Origin of the sequence: Antarctobacter sp. (assembly GCF_034670325.1) — a bacterium.
GTDB lineage: Bacteria > Pseudomonadota > Alphaproteobacteria > Rhodobacterales > Rhodobacteraceae > Antarctobacter.
On sequence record NZ_JAXMNR010000005.1, the window covers coordinates 293474 to 309861 of the forward strand.

At 59.6% G+C, this 16388-nt stretch carries 16 protein-coding genes; 9 read left to right on the forward strand and 7 right to left on the reverse strand.

Features of this window, described 5'->3' with window-relative positions:
• Positions 1–10 precede the first annotated feature (10 nt).
• The 8 genes from phnC (at position 11) to ugpC (ending at position 7527) form a co-directional block, all read left to right on the forward strand.
• Positions 11–805 carry a phosphonate ABC transporter ATP-binding protein gene (phnC, locus tag VOI21_RS14590; RefSeq protein ID WP_323770668.1) on the forward strand — a complete coding sequence of 265 codons (795 nt, stop codon included), beginning with the start codon at positions 11–13 and terminating at the stop codon, positions 803–805.
• Positions 802–1617: a phosphonate ABC transporter, permease protein PhnE gene (phnE, locus tag VOI21_RS14595; RefSeq protein WP_323770669.1), complete on the forward strand. Its 816-nt coding sequence runs from the start codon at positions 802–804 to the stop codon at positions 1615–1617. Before phnC ends, phnE (VOI21_RS14595) begins: the two co-directional genes overlap by 4 nt.
• Positions 1617–2432 (forward strand): phosphonate ABC transporter, permease protein PhnE, encoded by an 816-nt coding sequence (gene phnE, locus VOI21_RS14600; RefSeq protein WP_323770670.1) that lies wholly within the window; start codon positions 1617–1619, stop codon positions 2430–2432. Before phnE (VOI21_RS14595) ends, phnE (VOI21_RS14600) begins: the two co-directional genes overlap by 1 nt.
• A complete protein-coding gene (locus tag VOI21_RS14605) occupies positions 2429–3334 on the forward strand; it encodes a TIGR01459 family HAD-type hydrolase (protein WP_323770671.1) in 906 nt (301 codons plus the stop codon). Before phnE (VOI21_RS14600) ends, VOI21_RS14605 begins: the two co-directional genes overlap by 4 nt.
• A gap of 100 nt (positions 3335–3434) precedes the next feature.
• A complete protein-coding gene (gene ugpB, locus VOI21_RS14610) occupies positions 3435–4745 on the forward strand; it encodes a sn-glycerol-3-phosphate ABC transporter substrate-binding protein UgpB (protein ID WP_323770672.1) in 1311 nt (436 codons plus the stop codon).
• A gap of 45 nt (positions 4746–4790) precedes the next feature.
• Entirely contained in the window at positions 4791–5672 is an 882-nt protein-coding gene (gene ugpA / locus VOI21_RS14615) for a sn-glycerol-3-phosphate ABC transporter permease UgpA (protein WP_323770673.1), read from the forward strand.
• Positions 5673–5689: 17 nt separating this feature from the next.
• Positions 5690–6526 carry a sn-glycerol-3-phosphate ABC transporter permease UgpE gene (gene ugpE, locus VOI21_RS14620; protein ID WP_323770833.1) on the forward strand — a complete coding sequence of 279 codons (837 nt, stop codon included), beginning with the start codon at positions 5690–5692 and terminating at the stop codon, positions 6524–6526.
• Positions 6526–7527: a sn-glycerol-3-phosphate ABC transporter ATP-binding protein UgpC gene (gene ugpC / locus VOI21_RS14625; RefSeq protein WP_323770674.1), complete on the forward strand. Its 1002-nt coding sequence runs from the start codon at positions 6526–6528 to the stop codon at positions 7525–7527. The genes ugpE and ugpC overlap by 1 nt, the downstream gene beginning before the upstream one ends.
• 148 nt (positions 7528–7675) lie before the next feature.
• Here ugpC and VOI21_RS14630 read toward each other — a convergent pair whose 3' ends face one another.
• From VOI21_RS14630 to glpD, 7 genes are all read right to left on the reverse strand, one after another.
• Positions 7676–9388, reverse strand: a complete 1713-nt coding sequence (locus tag VOI21_RS14630) for an ABC transporter substrate-binding protein (protein ID WP_323770675.1) — start codon at positions 9386–9388, stop codon at positions 7676–7678.
• 84 nt (positions 9389–9472) lie between these two features.
• The gene (locus VOI21_RS14635) at positions 9473–9745 is read right to left on the reverse strand and encodes a DUF2160 domain-containing protein (protein WP_323770676.1); all 273 of its coding nucleotides are present in this window, start codon (positions 9743–9745) and stop codon (positions 9473–9475) included.
• Between the two features lie 23 nt (positions 9746–9768).
• On the reverse strand, positions 9769–10611 hold the full coding sequence (locus VOI21_RS14640; RefSeq protein ID WP_416358979.1) for a carbohydrate ABC transporter permease: 843 nt from the start codon (positions 10609–10611) through the stop codon (positions 9769–9771).
• Between the two features lie 12 nt (positions 10612–10623).
• On the reverse strand, positions 10624–11493 hold the full coding sequence (locus VOI21_RS14645; protein WP_323770678.1) for a sugar ABC transporter permease: 870 nt from the start codon (positions 11491–11493) through the stop codon (positions 10624–10626).
• Positions 11493–12584 (reverse strand): ABC transporter ATP-binding protein, encoded by a 1092-nt coding sequence (locus VOI21_RS14650; RefSeq protein WP_323770679.1) that lies wholly within the window; start codon positions 12582–12584, stop codon positions 11493–11495. The genes VOI21_RS14645 and VOI21_RS14650 overlap by 1 nt, the downstream gene beginning before the upstream one ends.
• Positions 12585–12595: 11 nt before the next feature.
• Positions 12596–13684 (reverse strand): ABC transporter ATP-binding protein, encoded by a 1089-nt coding sequence (locus VOI21_RS14655; RefSeq protein ID WP_323770834.1) that lies wholly within the window; start codon positions 13682–13684, stop codon positions 12596–12598.
• 13 nt (positions 13685–13697) lie between these two features.
• On the reverse strand, positions 13698–15296 hold the full coding sequence (gene glpD, locus VOI21_RS14660; protein ID WP_323770680.1) for a glycerol-3-phosphate dehydrogenase: 1599 nt from the start codon (positions 15294–15296) through the stop codon (positions 13698–13700).
• 283 nt (positions 15297–15579) lie between these two features.
• Between glpD and VOI21_RS14665 the strand changes: the two genes are divergently transcribed.
• Positions 15580–16341 carry a DeoR/GlpR family DNA-binding transcription regulator gene (locus VOI21_RS14665; protein WP_323770681.1) on the forward strand — a complete coding sequence of 254 codons (762 nt, stop codon included), beginning with the start codon at positions 15580–15582 and terminating at the stop codon, positions 16339–16341.
• The last annotated feature ends 47 nt before the right edge of the window (positions 16342–16388 follow it).

Genomic DNA, 16388 nt, shown 5'->3' on the forward strand with positions numbered 1-16388 from the left:
GGGTCGATGAATGCTGCGCCTTCAAAAACTTACAAAGACATACAAAACTGGTGATCAGGCGCTGAAGGCGATTGATCTGGAGGTGCCCGCCGGTCAGGTTCTGGCGCTGATCGGGCCGTCCGGCGCGGGTAAATCAACCATGATCCGCTGCATCAACCGGCTGGTGGAACCCACCAGCGGCGAGGTGATGCTGGAAAACACCGATCTTGCCAAGCTAGGCACCTCCGCGCTGCGCAAGGCGCGCAGGTCCATGGGCATGATCTTTCAGGAATATGCACTGGTCGAACGTTTGACGGTGATGGAAAACGTGCTGTCAGGCCGCCTTGGCTACGTCGGCTTTTGGCGCAGTTTCTTGCGTCGCTTTCCACAGTCGGATGTGGATGAGGCCTTTCGCCTGCTCGACCGGGTGGGGCTGTTGCACATGGCCGACAAGCGCGCCGATGAACTGTCGGGCGGTCAGCGCCAGCGCGTCGGCATTTGCCGCGCCCTGATCCAGAACCCCAAGCTGCTGCTGGTGGATGAACCCACCGCATCGCTCGATCCCAAGACAAGCCGCCAGATCATGCGCCTGATCACCGAGCTTTGTCAGGAACGGGGGTTGGCCGCGATCATCAACATCCATGACGTGGCGCTGGCGCAGATGTTCGTGCCGCGCATCGTGGGGCTGCGGTTCGGCGAAATCGTCTTTGACGGCCCGCCGACCGGGCTGACCAGTGACAAGCTGACCGAAATTTACGGCGAAGAAGACTGGGAAGCGACCATCGAAAAAGTCGAGGACGACGAAGATATCGAGGCTGCAGAATGAGCCATCGAGAGCTTGACGATGTTCTGGGCAAAGGCTGGCGCAAGCCGCCGTTTGTCACCAACCCAAAATTGCGGTGGGCTCTTGTGGTGGGCTTTGTTGCCTATCTGATCGCGGCTTTCCTTACGATTGAGGTGGATTGGGGGCGCGTTTATGCGGGCCTCGACCGGGGGTGGCAGTTTGTGCTGTCCTTTACCCGACCGGATTTTGTCTCACGCTCCAGCGACATCTGGGAAGGGCTGCTGGAAAGCATCGTGATGACCGTTGCGGCCTCTGTTGTCGGGATCGCCATTTCCATTCCCATCGGTCTTGGCGCCGCCCGAAACATCGCGCCGATGCCGGTCTATCTGGTGTGTCGTGGCATTGTCGCAGTCAGCAGGGCCTTGCAGGAAATCATCGTTGCGATCCTGCTTGTGGCGATCTTCGGTTTTGGCCCGTTGGCCGGTTTCCTGACGCTGTCTTTTGCGACCATCGGCTTCCTGTCCAAGCTTTTGGCCGAAGACATCGAGTCGATGGATCGCGTTCAGGCCGAAGCCGTCAAAGCCAGCGGCGCGCGCTGGATGCAATACATCAACTACGGGGTCCAGCCGCAGGTCATGCCCCGTCTTGTCGGCCTGTCGATGTACAGGATCGATATCAATTTCCGTGAAAGCGCAATCCTTGGCCTTGTCGGCGCGGGCGGGATCGGTGCGACGCTGAACACTGCCTTCGACCGCTATGAATATGACACGGCGGCGGCCATCCTGATCCTCATCATCGTGATCGTCATGGCGCTGGAATACCTGTCAGGCGTCATCCGGGCGAGGGTTCAGTAATGCCGGTATTCGAACAGGACGGCGCACAGATCTGGAAACGCCGCAGCAGACGCGAAAGCCTGCTGCGCTGGTTCGGCTGGCTGATAGGCGTGGCGGTCTTTATGGTCTGCTGGCAACGGATTTCCGAAGCCACCACATGGTTTTTCGTGTGGGATGCTCCCCGGATTGCCAACGATATCTGGACCCGCGCAACGCCCCCCCGGTGGGAGTACATCACCCAGCTGGGTCGCCCAATCTGGGACACGCTGAACATTGCGACGCTGGGCACGATCATCGCGCTGATCCTGTCGGTGCCGGTGGCCTTTCTGGCCGCGCGCAACACGACGCCGTCAAAGCTGTTTATACGGCCCATCGCCCTGCTGATCATTGTCTCGACCCGATCCATCAATTCGCTGATCTGGGCGCTTTTGCTGATCGCTATCATCGGCCCCGGCGTATTTGCAGGCGTTGTTGCCATCGCGATCCGCTCCATCGGGTTTTGCGCCAAACTGTTGTATGAGGCGATCGAAGAGATCGACCACGGACAGGTCGAGGCAATCACCGCCACAGGCGCGTCGCGCTGGCAGGTCATGGCCTACGGCATCGTTCCGCAGATCATGCCCGCCTTTGCAGGCGTGGCCGTATTCCGGTGGGACATCAACATACGTGAATCGACTGTTCTGGGTCTGGTCGGCGCGGGCGGCATCGGCTTGCAACTGTCCTCATCTCTGAACGTGCTGGCATGGCCGCAGGTCAGCCTGATCCTGCTGGTGATCCTTGCCGCCGTTGTCATCAGTGAATGGGTGTCGGCCAAGGTTCGGGGCGCGATCATATGATGAGCTTGACAGCAGAAGAGGCCTTTGCGGCCTATGAAGCGGTCAGGCCCCGTCTGCCAAGCCCTGTTCCGCCAGCCCCACCTACCCGGCATGTCGCAACGCTTGCCGAGATTGCCGATGAATTCGATGTCTTCCTTCTGGACGCCTTCGGGGTTCTGAACATTGGTGAGACGGCCATTCCCGGCACCGCCGAACGTATCGCGGACCTGAGAGCGGCGGGTAAATCCGTATCAGTCGTCTCAAACGCCGCCAGCCTTCCCGCAAGCGACCTGCTGCAAAAATATCGCCGGTTGGGCTACCAGTTCGACCTGCCCGATATCGTGACCAGCCGCACCGCCTTGGCGGCGGCGATGAACGGACACATCATCAAGCGGTGGGGCGTCATGGCGCCCGCGCGTTCGGTGTTCGACGACCTCGGCCCGCTCGACATGGCTGCTCTGGGGGATGAGGCCCGCGTGTTCGATGAGGTTGATGGGTTTTTGCTGATGGGCAGCGCCCAGTGGACCCCGACCCGTCAGGCCCTGCTGGAGGATGCGCTAAAGACACGGCCAAGGCCGGTTCTGGTCGCCAACCCCGATATCGTCGCCCCGCGCGAAAGCGGCTTTTCGCAAGAGCCGGGCTTTTTCGCCCACCAACTGGCGGATCGCGTCGGCGTCGTGCCGACATTTTACGGCAAGCCCTTTCCGGATGTCTTCGATCTGGCGCTGTCCCGGCTAGGCCCTATCGACAAATCGCGTGTCGTCATGATTGGTGACAGTCTGCACACCGACATTCTGGGCGCGCAGACCAGCGGCATAAGATCCGCCTTGATCGCCAACTACGGGTTCTTTGCCGGTATGAATGTGGAAAACGCCATACAACGGGCTGGAATCATTCCCGATTTCGTCGTGGACCGGCCATGACGAAAATGCTGATCCTGACGTAAGATCGTTACAAAAAACCGCGAAGAACAGCGGGACCACAAAATCCATCGACGACTTGTCAAATTTAGGGAGAAGACTGATGAGACATACAACATCCGCCATCGCGACCGCCGCGGTTCTCTGCTCGGCGCAGGCTGCATTCGCTCAGACAGAGATCGAGTTCTGGCACGCCTTCACCGGTCGCTTGGGCGATTTGGTCGCCGAACAGGTTGAAACCTTCAACGCCAGCCAAAGCGACTACACGGTCGTCGCCAGCCACAAGGGCAACTATTCGGAAACCCTGAACGCAGGCATCGCCGCGTTCCGCGCGGGCGAGCAGCCCGATATCCTGATGGTGTTCGAGGTCGGAACCGCCACGATGATGGGGGCCAAAGGCGCGGTAAAGCCGGTCTATGAGGTGATGGCCGACGCCGGTGCAGAGTTCGATCAGTCGAAATACATCGGCTCTGTCAAAGGGTACTACACGTCGCCCGATGGCAACATGCTGTCGCTGCCGTTCAACTCGTCCACCCCGGTCTTGTGGGTGAACCGTGACAAGCTGGAAGAAGCCGGGATTGACCCCGACACCGATTTGTCCACTTGGGAAAACGTCGGCACGACTTTGGACCAACTGAAGGCGGCGGGCGTCGATTGCCCGATGACGACCGCATGGCAGAGCTGGATTCACCTCGAAAACCTGTCCGCCTACCATGACACGCCGTTTGCCACCAAGGACAACGGATTTGGCGGCACCGACACTGAACTGGCGTTCAACGGCCCAGTACAGGTTGCGCATATCTCGGCCATGGGGGACTGGGCGAAGGACGGCAAGTTCATCTACGCCGGTCGCCGCAACGAAGGTGGCGCAAACTTCCGCGCCGGGGAATGTGCGCTCTTCACCGAAAGCTCGGCAGGCTATGCCGGGATCAAGGCCGAGGCAGAGTTCGACTTTGACGTGCGCCCCCTGCCCTATTGGTCCGCGCTGGTGGATGAACCTCAGAACACCATCATCGGCGGTGCCTCCCTCTGGGTGATGGAGGGTCAGAGCGACGAGGACTACAAGGCCGTTGCGGCCTTCCTCAACTTCCTGTCCTCGCCGGAAATCCAGGCCAAGTGGCATCAGGACACCGGCTATCTGCCGATCACCACCGAAGCGGGCGAAAAGACCCGGATGGACGGGTTCTACGATGAAAACCCCGGCACCGATATCGCCGTGATCCAGATGACCGCGAAAGAGCCGACCGCCAATTCCAAGGGTCTGCGTCTTGGGTCGTTCGATCAGATCCGTGGCATCATCGACGAAGAGCTGGAAGCCGTCTGGGCCGGTGACAAGGACGCGCAAACCGCGCTCGACAGTGCCGTGACACGCGGCAACGCGCTGCTGCGCCGGTTCGAGCAAGCCTCGCGTTAATCGGAGAACGGCTGCCCCGGTCCGCCGGGGCAGCCATATCAAGACATGGAAAAGCGCGTCACCTTCAAAGGCATCTGGTTGCCGATCCTGCTGGTTCTGCCGCAGATCATCATCACGGCTGTCTTTTTCTTCTACCCCGCAGGGCAGGCGATCTGGCAGTCGCTCTTTATTCCCGACCCGTTCGGCCTGTCGATGCAATGGGTGGGTCTGGGGAATTTTGAGTACCTGTTTGGCGATCCGTATTACCGCGCGTCCTTTGTGACGACAGCGGTTTTTTCGATCCTCGTCACGCTCGTCTCCATGGGGGTCGCGCTGTACCTCGCGCTTTTGGCGGATCGGCTGATCAAAGGCTCGGGCGCGTATCGGACTTTGCTTATCTGGCCATACGCGGTCGCCCCGGCGGTGGCCGGTGTGCTGTGGTTGTTCATGTTCAACACACGCGTCGGCGTCGTGTCCTGGTATCTTGGCACTTTGGGGTATGACTGGAACCATGTCCTGAACGAGGGCGAGGCGATGGGCCTTGTTGTCGTGGCCTCTGCATGGGGCCGGATCAGCTATAACTTCCTGTTCTTCCTTGCGGGCCTGCAGGCCATTCCGAAATCGGTGATAGAGGCCGCCGCCATAGATGGCGCGCAATTCTGGACGCGCTTTCGCACCATCGTGTTCCCGCTCTTGTCGCCCACCACGTTTTTCCTGCTGGTCGTGAATATCATCTACGCCTTCTTTGAAACCTTCGGCGTCATCCACACGATCACCAGCGGCGGGCCGCAACAGGCGACGACGATCCTCGTCTACAAGGTCTTCTCCGATGGGTTTGTCGGGCAGGATCTGGGCTCGTCTGCGGCGCAATCGGTTGTGCTGCTTGTGCTGGTGTCGATCCTGACAGTGGTGCAATTCAAATTCATCGAACGCAGGGTGCATTACTGATGGCCCAGACAAGCGGCATGGTGGAAAAGCGCGGCATCGGTCTTTGGCTGACCCATCTGGGACTGATCATCGGCGTTCTGTTCATCTTCTTTCCGATCTGGCTGGCGTTTGTCGCCTCAACCGTCACGCAGCCAGAAATCGTGCGCCCTCCGATGCCACTCTGGCCCGGCGACCAGTTCATTGAGAACTACTCGCGCGCCCTCAAATCCGGGGTGAATGCGCCTGTCGCAGCCATGTTGCTGAATTCGCTGATCATGGCGATGGGCATTGCGCTGGGGAAAATTGCGATCTCGCTGTTGTCGGCGTTTGCCATCGTTTACTTCCGCTTTCCGCTGCGAAAGCTGTTCTTTTGGCTGATCTTCCTGACCTTGATGCTGCCGATCGAGGTACGGATTGTGCCCACCTATGAGGTGATCGCGAACTTCAAGATGCTCAACAGCTATCAGGGCCTGATCCTGCCGCTGATCGCATCGGCCACCGCGACCTTCCTCTTCCGCCAGTTCTTTATGACGGTCCCGGATGAACTGGCCGAGGCCGCAAGGGTCGATGGGGCCAAGCCGATGCGGTTCTTCTTTGACATCCTGCTACCAATGAGCCGAACAAATATCGCGGCCCTGTTCGTGATCCTGTTCATCTATGGCTGGAACCAATATCTCTGGCCGCTGCTGATCACGACGGACCCGGGAATGAACACAATTGTCATGGGTATCAAACAGATGTTCCCAAGTGGCGATGACATTGCCGACTGGCCGGTGATCATGGCGACCTCGATTCTGGCGATGGTCCCGCCGGTGTTGGTGGTTGTGGGCATGCAGCGGTTGTTCGTGCGCGGACTGGTGGAGAGTGAGAAATAATGGCGACTGTCACGCTTCAAAACGTCAGGAAATCATTCGGCAAAACCGAAGTCATCCACGGCGTTGATCTGGACATTGCGGACGGCGAGTTCATCGTGATTGTCGGCCCATCGGGCTGTGGCAAGTCCACGTTGCTGCGCATGGTTGCGGGCCTAGAGACCATCACATCCGGCGAGGTGTGCATCAACGGCAATGTGGTCAATGACCAAGAGCCGATGGAACGCGATATCGCGATGGTGTTTCAGAACTACGCGCTTTACCCGCACATGTCAGTTTTTGACAACATGGCTTACGGCCTAAAGATCGCCAAGGTTGCCCGGTCAGAGATCGAGGACCGTGTCGCCGCCGCCGCCAAACTCTTGCAGTTGGAGCCGTATCTGAGGCGCAAGCCGCGCGAACTGTCCGGGGGGCAACGACAGCGCGTTGCCATGGGCCGTGCCATCGTACGCAAACCCGCCGTGTTCCTTTTCGACGAACCGCTGAGCAACCTCGACGCCAAGCTACGGGTTCAGATGCGGCTGGAAATAAAGGCGTTGCAGCGTGAATTGGGCGTCACCGCGCTATACGTCACCCATGATCAGGTCGAGGCGATGACGCTGGCCGATCGTATGGTGGTGATGAACGGCGGTGTTGCCGACCAGATCGGCAAACCTCTCGACGTTTACGCCAATCCACAAACCGCCTTTGTGGCCGGGTTCATCGGGTCCCCGCCGACGAATTTCCTTGATGGGGGACTGGTGCCCGGTCTCTCCGCAGGAACCAGCCTTGGCATCCGGCCAGAGCACCTGTCATTGGGCAAAGAGGGCCGTCTACAGGCGACGGTCGCCTATACAGAGGCGCTGGGGGCCGAGACGCTGATCCATTGCCGTCTGCCAGATGGCAGCCAGATCACCGCGCGCCAAGACGCGTCACACCCGATCCCGGCAGAGGGTGATCGTATTGGTGTCGATTGGACGGATGACGATGCGATGCTGTTCGATTCCGAAGGTCGCCGCATCTAAAAGCAGCCAAATTCTTGCAAAGCCTGCGCCTCTGTCGGTGGCGGGTGCATCTCTTTGACAATTCGAAAGGGGTGCGCCGGATGGGGCTTTGGCAAGGTCTTAATGAAGGTGGCCGAGGCCCCAAAGGGCCCCGACCGGGGAGGAACGCTTATTGCCAGGACTTGATCAGCTCATCGTAGCTGACGGTCTTGGGCTCTTCGTCTTCTTCGGCAAGCTTGGCGTAGGGCGCACCGGGCTGGGCGAACCAGTATTCGGCGTCACGCTCTTCGTTCAGCTTGGGACCGATATCGCCTTGGATACCTGCACGCTCCAGACGCTCCAGCACTTTTTCCTGATCGGCGCAGAGTGCGTCGAGGGCCTGCTGAGGTGTCTTTGCGCCAGACATGGCGTCACCGATGTTCTGCCACCACAGCTGTGCCAGCTTGGGGTAGTCAGGCACGTTGGTGCCGGTGGGCGACCACTGGACACGGGCGGGCGAGCGGTAGAACTCGACCAGGCCACCCAGCTTGTCCGCACGCTCGGTAAAGCTGTCGTGCTGCACGGTGGATTCGCGGATGAAGGTCAGCCCCACATGGGACTTCTTCACATCCACGGTCTTGGAGGTGACGAACTGGGCGTAGAGCCAGGCCGCCTTGGCACGATCCTCGGGCGTGGATTTCATCAGCGTCCAAGACCCGGCATCCTGATAGCCGACCTTCTGGCCTTCTTTCCAGTAGACGCCGTGCGGCGAGGGTGCCATGCGCCACTTGGGCGTGCCGTCTTCGTTCATGACCGGCAGGCCGGGCTTGACCGTGTCGGCGGTAAAGGCGGTGTACCAGAACATCTGCTGAGCCACGTTGCCCTGTGCGGGGATCGGGCCTGCCTCGGAGAAGGTCATGCCTGCCGCTGCGGGGGGCGAATAGGCATTGAGCCACTCGATTGCCTTGGTCACAGCATAGACCGCCGCAGGAGAGTTGGTCGCCCCGCCGCGCGCCACGCAGGACCCGGTCGGCTGAGACTTGTCGTTGACACGGATGCCCCATTCATCGACCGGCAGGCCGTTGGGTTCACCGACGTCTCCCATGCCAGCCATGGACATCCACGCATCGGTGTAGCGCCAGCCAAGGCTGGGGTCTTTCTTGCCGTAGTCCATGTTGCCGAAGATGTCGCCATCCACGCCCATGTGGCTGAGGTCACGACCAGTAAAGAATTCGGCGATGTCCTCATAGGCCGACCAGTTGACCGGAACGCCCAGCTCATAGCCGAACTGGTCCATAAAGTCGGCCTTGTTCTTTTCGTCGTTGAACCAGTCGTAGCGGAACCAATAAAGGTTCGCGAACTGCTGGGTTGGCATCTGGTAGACTTTGCCATCCGGCCCGGTGGTAAAGCTGAGGCCGATGAAATCGTCCATGTCCAGCGTCGGCAGGGTCACGTCCGCGCCTTCGTTCGCCATCCAGTCAGTCAGGTTGCGCACCTGCTGATAACGCCAGTGGGTGCCGATCAGGTCGGAGTCGTTGACATAGGCGTCATAGATGTTCTGACCGGACTGCATTTGCGTTTGCAGCTTTTCGACCACGTCACCTTCGCCGATCAGGTCATGCGTGACCTTGATGCCGGTGATCGCCGTGAACGCCGCCGCCAGAACCTGCGATTCATATTCGTGCGTGGTGATGGTCTCGGAGACAACCTTGATCTCCATGCCCTCAAAGGGCTTGGCTGCGTCGACGAAGAACTGCATCTCCGCCTCTTGCGCAGCGCGCGGCAGGGACGAGAGATCGCCGATCTCTGCATCCAGGAACGCGCGCGCCGCGTCCATGTCGGCAAATGCCGGACCCGCAAGGATCAGCAGTGCCGCTGTTGTGGATCTGAGTTTAAGGTTCATTGGTATCCTCCCATTGGAACCATTTTTATTGAGGAAGTTCACTTTGGTGCCCGGGCTCCTCCTTTCCCGGACACGCAGTCCGACCTACACCCAGCGAAAAACCGCAGCGGCGTAGATCAGGCAAACAATAAGGGCCAGCGGCTGTTGCACACCGACAAGGCCAAGCCAGGCCAGGTTGATGAAGGCCGAGCCCAGAAGCGTGATGAACAGGCGATCACCGCGCGTGGTTTCGATCCGCAGAATGCCGGTGCGCGGCGTTTCCGGGAACTTGATCGCCAGAAAGGTGAAGGTGATCAGCAGCGTGGCGATAACGGCGAAGAAGATTGCGGTCGGCCAGGTCCATGCCATCCAGTCCATTGGAGTTCCTCCCTTTTCCCGGATTATACCCGCCCGAGGGCAAAGCCCTTGGCGATGTAGTTGCGGACGAAGTAGATCACGAGCGCGCCGGGCACGATGGTCAGGATGCCAGCGGCGGCCAGCACACCCCAGTCGATGCCGCTGGCCCCTTGGGTCCGGGTCATGATCGCGGCGATGGGCTTGGCGTCGACGGTGGTCAGCGTGCGGCTCAGCAGCAGTTCAACCCATGAGAACATAAAGCAGAAGAAGGCCGCGACCCCGATGCCACTGGCAATCAGCGGCATGAAGATCTTGACGAAAAACCGGCCAAATCCGTAGCCGTCGATATAGGCCGTCTCGTCGATTTCCTTGGGCACGCCGCGCATGAACCCCTCAAGGATCCAGACCGCCAGCGGCACGTTGAACAGGCAATGCGCCAGCGCCACCGCGATATGCGTGTCGAACAAGCCCACGCTTGAATACAGCTGAAAAAACGGCAAGGCGAAGACCGCAGGCGGGGCCATCCGGTTGGTCAGCAGCCAGAAGAACAGGTGCTTGTCGCCCATAAAGTGATAGCGGCTGAAGGCGTAGGCAGCAGGCAGGGCCACAGCCAGCGAAATCACCGTGTTCATCACCACATAGATCAGCGAGTTCACGTACCCCATGTACCACGCCGGATCGGTGAGGATCGTCGCGTAGTTGTCAAAGGTCAGGTCGCGCGGCCAGAGCGTGAAGGAGTTCAGTATCTCCGTGTTTGTCTTCAGGCTCATGTTCAGCAGCCAGTAGATCGGCAGCAGCAGGAACAACAGGTAAAGCGTCATCACGACGGCGCGGCTGTTGACCTTGGGCAGGCTGACCCCGCGGGACGAGGATTGATTTGCGGACATGTCCGTCATGGCTCAGGTCTCCCGCTTCTCAAGAGTGGTCATCACGGTGTAGAACACCCAGCTCACCAGCAGGATCACCAGGAAATACATCAGCGAGAACGCCGCCGCCGGTCCAAGGTCGAACTGCCCCAGCGCCATCTTCACAAGGTCAATCGACAGCAGTGTGGTGGCGTTGCCCGGGCCACCGCCGGTGACAACGAACGGCTCTGTGTAGATCATGAAGCTGTCCATGAAACGCAACAGGATGGCGATCATCAGCACGCCCGCCATCTTGGGCAGCTCGATGTAGCGGAACACCTTCCATCTGCTCGCCTGGTCAATCTTGGCCGCCTGATAGTAGGCGTCGGGGATCGACTTGAGCCCGGCAAACGCCAGCAGTGCCACCAGCGAGGTCCAGTGCCAGACATCCATCACCACGATGGTGATCCATGCGGCCACAGTGTCCTGCGTGTAGTTGTAGTTGATACCAAGCGCATCCAGCGTATAGCCCAAGAGACCAATGTCGACGCGACCGAAGATCTGCCAGATCGTGCCAACCACGTTCCACGGTATCAGCAGAGGCAGCGACATCAGCACAAGGCAGACCGACGACCAGAACCCCGACTTGGGCATATTCAGGGCCACGAAGATGCCCAATGGCACTTCGATGGCGATGATGATGGCCGAGAACATCAACTGCCGCCCCAGCGCATCCCACATCCGCTCAGACGCGAGCATTTCCTCGAACCATTCGAGGCCCGCCCAGAAGAACTGGTTGTTCCCGAAGGTGTCCTGAACGGAATAGTTGACCACCGTCATCAGCGGGATCACCGCTGAGAAGGCCACCAGCAGCAGGACCGGCAGGACGAGGAACCATGCCTTTTGGTTGACTGTCTTTTCCATCACGCGGCCTCCCCGACCGGTCCGGTTGGCGCGACGCGCCAATCGTTGGCGTAGACATTCACATGCGCCGCATCAAAGCTGACCCGGTTCATGTCGGCGCTGACGTGGTCGTCCTCGCCAGCGATGATGTTGATGTCATGGCCAAAGAACTCGGCCCGGATGATTTTGTGCCGACCGACATCTTCGACCCGGCGCACCTTGACCGGCAGACCATCGGTCTGGCTCAGGTGCACGAACTCGGGCCGCACACCGATCTCTACCTTGCCATCCAGCGCGGCGTAGCCGCTGGCCAGATCCACATGTGAGCCGTTGATGTAGGCCTTGTTGCCGTCGATTTGCGCCGGGATCACATTCATGCCCGGCGAGCCGATGAAATAGCCCACGAAGGTATGCTCTGGCCGCTCAAACAGCTCTTCGGGCGTGCCGATCTGCACGACACGGCCATCGTACATCACCACCACCTTGTCCGCAAAGGTCAGCGCCTCTGTCTGGTCATGGGTCACGTAGATCATGGTGTGGCCGAAATCGTGGTGCAGCTTTTTCAGCTGCGTGCGCAGTTCCCATTTCATGTGCGGGTCGATCACAGTCAGCGGTTCATCGAACAGCAGCGCGTTCACGTCCTTACGCACCATGCCCCGGCCAAGGCTGATCTTTTGCTTGGCATCCGCCGTCAGACCACGCGCCTTCTTGTTCAGCATCTCTTCCATGCCGATCATGCGGGCGATTTCCTGAACGCGCTCCGCCACATAGGTCTCATCCCTGCCCCGGTTGCGCAACGGAAAGGCAAGGTTATCGCGCACGGTCATCGTGTCGTAGACCACCGGAAACTGGAACACCTGCGCGATGTTGCGTTCCGCAGTCGGCGCGTGGGTTACGTCCTTGTCATCAAACAGGATGCGGCCCTGGCTGGGTTGCAGGAGCCCGGAAATGATATTGAGCAGCGTGGACTTTCCACAGCCCGAGGACCCCAGCAGCGCATAGGCCGCGCCGTCGTCCCAAACGTGGTTCAGCTCTTTCAGCGCAAAATCATCTTCGGACTTTGGCGCGGGTGAGTAGGAATGTGCGAGGTTGTCGAGTGTGATCTTGGCCATCGGTATCCCCCTCAGGCGGCCAGCGCGTAGGCCGCTGGTGCAACCAGCCTGCCGTCTTCGCCGAAAATGTAGACATGGCGCGGGTCCAGCCAGACCGACAGCGGCGCGCCCAACGTCAGGTCGTGAACGCCGTGGATCAGGCCAACCCAGCGTTCGCCGTGGTGGTCAAGATGCACAAAGGTTTCCGACCCGGTCAGTTCCGTCACGTTCAGTGTGGTCTTGAACTCCACCGCGTCAGCGGCGTGTTTGCCGATCTCAAGGTGGTTTGGACGGAACCCGGCAGTGTAGCGGCCATCCGCCAACTCGGAAAGCTTTCCGACTGCCTCGGCGCTCTGCCCGTCACCGAACATGATGCGGTTGCCCGTCTTGGAGATTTGCAGGAAATTCATCGGCGGATCGCTGAACACGCGCGCGGTCGTGGCATCCACCGGCTGGCGGTAAACGCGCGGCGTCAGGTCGAATTGTGTTACCCGTCCTTCCCAAAGCGCGGCGGTGTTGCCGCCTAGTAGCAGCGCCTCTTCGGGTTCGGTCGTGGCGTAGACAAAGATCGCGCCGGACGCCTCAAAGATTTTCGGGATCTCGACCCGCAATTCCTCACGCAGCTTGTAATCAAGGTTGGCCAGCGGTTCATCCAGCAGAACCAGACCGGCATTCTTGACCAGCGCACGCGCCAGCGCGCAGCGCTGCTGCTGCCCGCCGGACAGTTCCAGCGGCTTGCGGGTCAGCATCGGGGTCAGCTTCATCAACTCGGCGCTTTCGCGCACGCGGCGGTCAATCTCGGCCTTGTCGATGCCCATGAGCTTCATCGGCGAGGCGATGTTTTCGTAAACGGTCATGGACGGGTAGTTAATGAACTGCTGGTACACCATCGCGACCTTGCGATCCTGAACGCGCATGCCTGTGACATCGTCGCCCTGCCAAAAGACCTGCCCGCTGTTGGGCGCATCCAGCCCCGCCATAAGGCGCATCAGGGACGTCTTGCCCGACAAGGTCGGTCCAAGCAGCACGTTCATCGTGCCATTTTCCAGCGTCAGATCCGTGGGGTGGATATGGGTTTTACCGTCCACGATCTTTGAAACGCCCCGCAGTTCCAACGTCATCGCGTCCTCCTCCTCAATCCACGACCGCGACGGCGGCGGCTCGGCGTCGATGCGCCATCCAGTCATCAAGTGTGCTGATTTGCTCGGCTGTCAGGCGCAGCCCAAGCTTGCTGCGCCGCCAGACGACATCATTTGCGGTACGCACGAATTCATTATCAATCAGCCAGTCGATCTCGGCCTCGGTCAGTGTCGCTCCGAAATCGCGGCCCAGATCACCTGACTCTCTGGCATCGCCCAGTATGCTTGCTGCTTGCGTGCCATAGGCCCGCACCAGACGCAGGGCCCAGAAATCCGACAGGAACGGGAAAGCGGCCTTCAGTTCGGCAACCAGGCTTGTCACCCCGTCCACCGGAAAATCCCCTCCCGGCAAAGGGACGCCTGCGGTCCATTTGCCTTTTTGAAGGTTCAGATGCTCCCCAACCTTCTCCAACGCGCTTTCTGCGAGCCGACGGTAGGTGGTGATCTTGCCGCCAAAAATATTCAGCAAAGGGGCGCCGCCACTTGTATCGACCTTCAGCGTATAGTCCCGCGTGGCCGCCGTGGCGCTGCTCGCCCCGTCATCATACAGCGGGCGCACGCCGGAATAGGTCCAGACGATATCGCCCCGGCCAATCTGATCCTTGAAGTACTGGTTGGCGAAGTTCAGCAGATAGTCCTGCTCTTCGGGCGAGCATTCGGGCTTTTGCGATGGATCGGCGTGGTCGGCATCGGTCGTGCCGATCAGGGTGAAATCCGTCTCATATGGAATGGCAAAGATGATCCGCCCATCGGTACCCTGAAAGAAGTAACACTTGCCGTGGTCATACAGCTTGCGGGTCACGATGTGGCTGCCGCGGACCAGCCGGACGCCTTCGCGAGAATTCAGACGCACTTTGGTCTGGATGATGTCACCCACCCAAGGGCCGCCGGCATTGATCAGCATCTTGGCGAAAAAGGTTCGCGATGCACCGCTTTCGGTATCGTGCGTTTCCACGCGCCAAAGACCATCTTCGCAGGTTGCACTGACAACCTTGGTGCGCGTCATGATCTGCGCGCCACGCGCTTCGGCGTCGCGGGCGTTCAGCACGACAAGGCGGGAATCCTCGACCCAGCAATCGGAGTACTCATAGGCCTTGGCAAAACGGTCCTGTAGCGGCGCGCCCTCTTTCGAGGTGGTCAGATCCACTGTCGTGGTGCCCGGCAGGATTTTACGACCGCCAAGGTGGTCATACATGAACAGGCCCAGCCGGATCAGCCAAGCGGGCCTGCGCCCCTTCATCCACGGCATAAAAAGGCTCAATAGCTTTGATGTCGGCGTATCCGACTCAAACCTCATATCTTTATGATATGGCAAAACAAATCTCATCGGCCAGCTGATGTGCGGCATCGCTCGCAGCAATACCTCACGTTCGATCAGCGCCTCACGGACAAGACGAAACTCAAAGTATTCGAGATAGCGCAGCCCACCATGAAACAGTTTGGTCGAGGATGACGACGTAGCCGAAGCGAGATCGTTCATCTCTGCCAGGGCAACGCTAAGACCGCGCCCGGCGGCGTCCCGCGCAATTCCGCATCCGTTGATGCCGCCCCCAATGATAAAGAGGTCAATTGTATCGCTGTTTGCCGGGTGCACGACGCGAATCTCCCCCAGGTCCGCACTGACAGTCTTATGACAACCCGCGACACACCGCGCAATACAAAAATGTTCGTTTCTTTTCGTTTTGGCGAATTTTCAGCGAAACTCGAACCATTCCCATTTTCGAATATAGAAAATCCATCGCGATACGCGGAACAACCTTCCGTTTCCGGTTGCCATCTAGGATCGCGCCCGCAACTGTATCTGAACCAAATTTCAGGTGATGCCCCCTGAACGCCAAGACCAAGCCCGCTAACAACCAGTCAGAACACACCAACCGATGTCACAAACCTTTCGCCATCCAGAGATCCTTGAATTCGCCCGTCGCAAGGGCAAGGTCACGGTCGAGGATCTGGCAGAGCACTTTGGCGTCACGCACCAGACCATCCGCCGCGATCTGACCGATCTGGCAGAGGCCGGTCGGCTGGAACGGGTGCATGGCGGCGCGGTCCTGCCCTCTGGGACAACCAATATCGGGTATGAAGAGCGCCGCTCGCTGAACCCCGCAGCCAAGCAATCCATCGCGCGGGCCTGCGCGGCGCGCATTCCCAACGGTATTTCGCTTTTCCTGAATATCGGCACCTCGACAGAGGCCGTCGCAAGGGAGCTTCTCCACCATGAGAACCTGATGGTGGTGACTAACAACATGAATGTCGCCAATATCCTTGTGGCCAATCCGACCTGCGAGATCCTTGTAACAGGGGGGCAGTTGCGCCGTGCCGATGGGGCCTTGATCGGCAATCTGGCCGCAGAGACGATCCGTCAGTTCAAGTTCGATCTTGCCGTGATCGGCTGTTCCGCCCTTGATCGCGACGGCGACCTGCTGGATTTCGATATTCGAGAGGTCAGCGTCAGCCAGACCATCTTGCGCCAGTCACGCAAGACCTTCCTTGTTGCGGACCACACAAAGTTTGCGCGCAGCGCCCCGGCCCGGATCGCCTCGCTTTCCGGCGTGAATGTTTTCTTTACCGACAAATCCCTGCCCGCCGACCTGCAGTCACAATGCACAAACTGGGGAACCGAAGTTGTCGTTTGCACCTGAATGACGTGCCCGCCGGCCGGGCGTAGGCCGCTACTGAGGCCATTCCG

Excerpts from the sequence above, each read along its gene's own strand:
- phnE (WP_323770670.1), top strand. The coding sequence starts at position 1,617 with ATGCCGGTATTCGAACAGGACGGCGCACAGATCTGGAAACGCCGCAGC.
- VOI21_RS14605 (WP_323770671.1), top strand. The coding sequence starts at position 2,429 with ATGATGAGCTTGACAGCAGAAGAGGCCTTTGCGGCCTATGAAGCGGTC.
- ugpB (WP_323770672.1), top strand. The coding sequence starts at position 3,435 with ATGAGACATACAACATCCGCCATCGCGACCGCCGCGGTTCTCTGCTCG.
- VOI21_RS14650 (WP_323770679.1), bottom strand. The coding sequence starts at position 12,584 with ATGGCCAAGATCACACTCGACAACCTCGCACATTCCTACTCACCCGCG.
- phnE (WP_323770669.1), top strand. The coding sequence starts at position 802 with ATGAGCCATCGAGAGCTTGACGATGTTCTGGGCAAAGGCTGGCGCAAG.
- VOI21_RS14640 (WP_416358979.1), bottom strand. The coding sequence starts at position 10,611 with ATGTCCGCAAATCAATCCTCGTCCCGCGGGGTCAGCCTGCCCAAGGTC.
- VOI21_RS14635 (WP_323770676.1), bottom strand. The coding sequence starts at position 9,745 with ATGGACTGGATGGCATGGACCTGGCCGACCGCAATCTTCTTCGCCGTT.
- VOI21_RS14630 (WP_323770675.1), bottom strand. The coding sequence starts at position 9,388 with ATGAACCTTAAACTCAGATCCACAACAGCGGCACTGCTGATCCTTGCG.
- VOI21_RS14665 (WP_323770681.1), top strand. The coding sequence starts at position 15,580 with ATGTCACAAACCTTTCGCCATCCAGAGATCCTTGAATTCGCCCGTCGC.
- ugpC (WP_323770674.1), top strand. The coding sequence starts at position 6,526 with ATGGCGACTGTCACGCTTCAAAACGTCAGGAAATCATTCGGCAAAACC.
- ugpE (WP_323770833.1), top strand. The coding sequence starts at position 5,690 with ATGGTGGAAAAGCGCGGCATCGGTCTTTGGCTGACCCATCTGGGACTG.
- VOI21_RS14645 (WP_323770678.1), bottom strand. The coding sequence starts at position 11,493 with ATGGAAAAGACAGTCAACCAAAAGGCATGGTTCCTCGTCCTGCCGGTC.
- VOI21_RS14655 (WP_323770834.1), bottom strand. The coding sequence starts at position 13,684 with ATGACGTTGGAACTGCGGGGCGTTTCAAAGATCGTGGACGGTAAAACC.
- ugpA (WP_323770673.1), top strand. The coding sequence starts at position 4,791 with ATGGAAAAGCGCGTCACCTTCAAAGGCATCTGGTTGCCGATCCTGCTG.
- phnC (WP_323770668.1), top strand. The coding sequence starts at position 11 with ATGCTGCGCCTTCAAAAACTTACAAAGACATACAAAACTGGTGATCAG.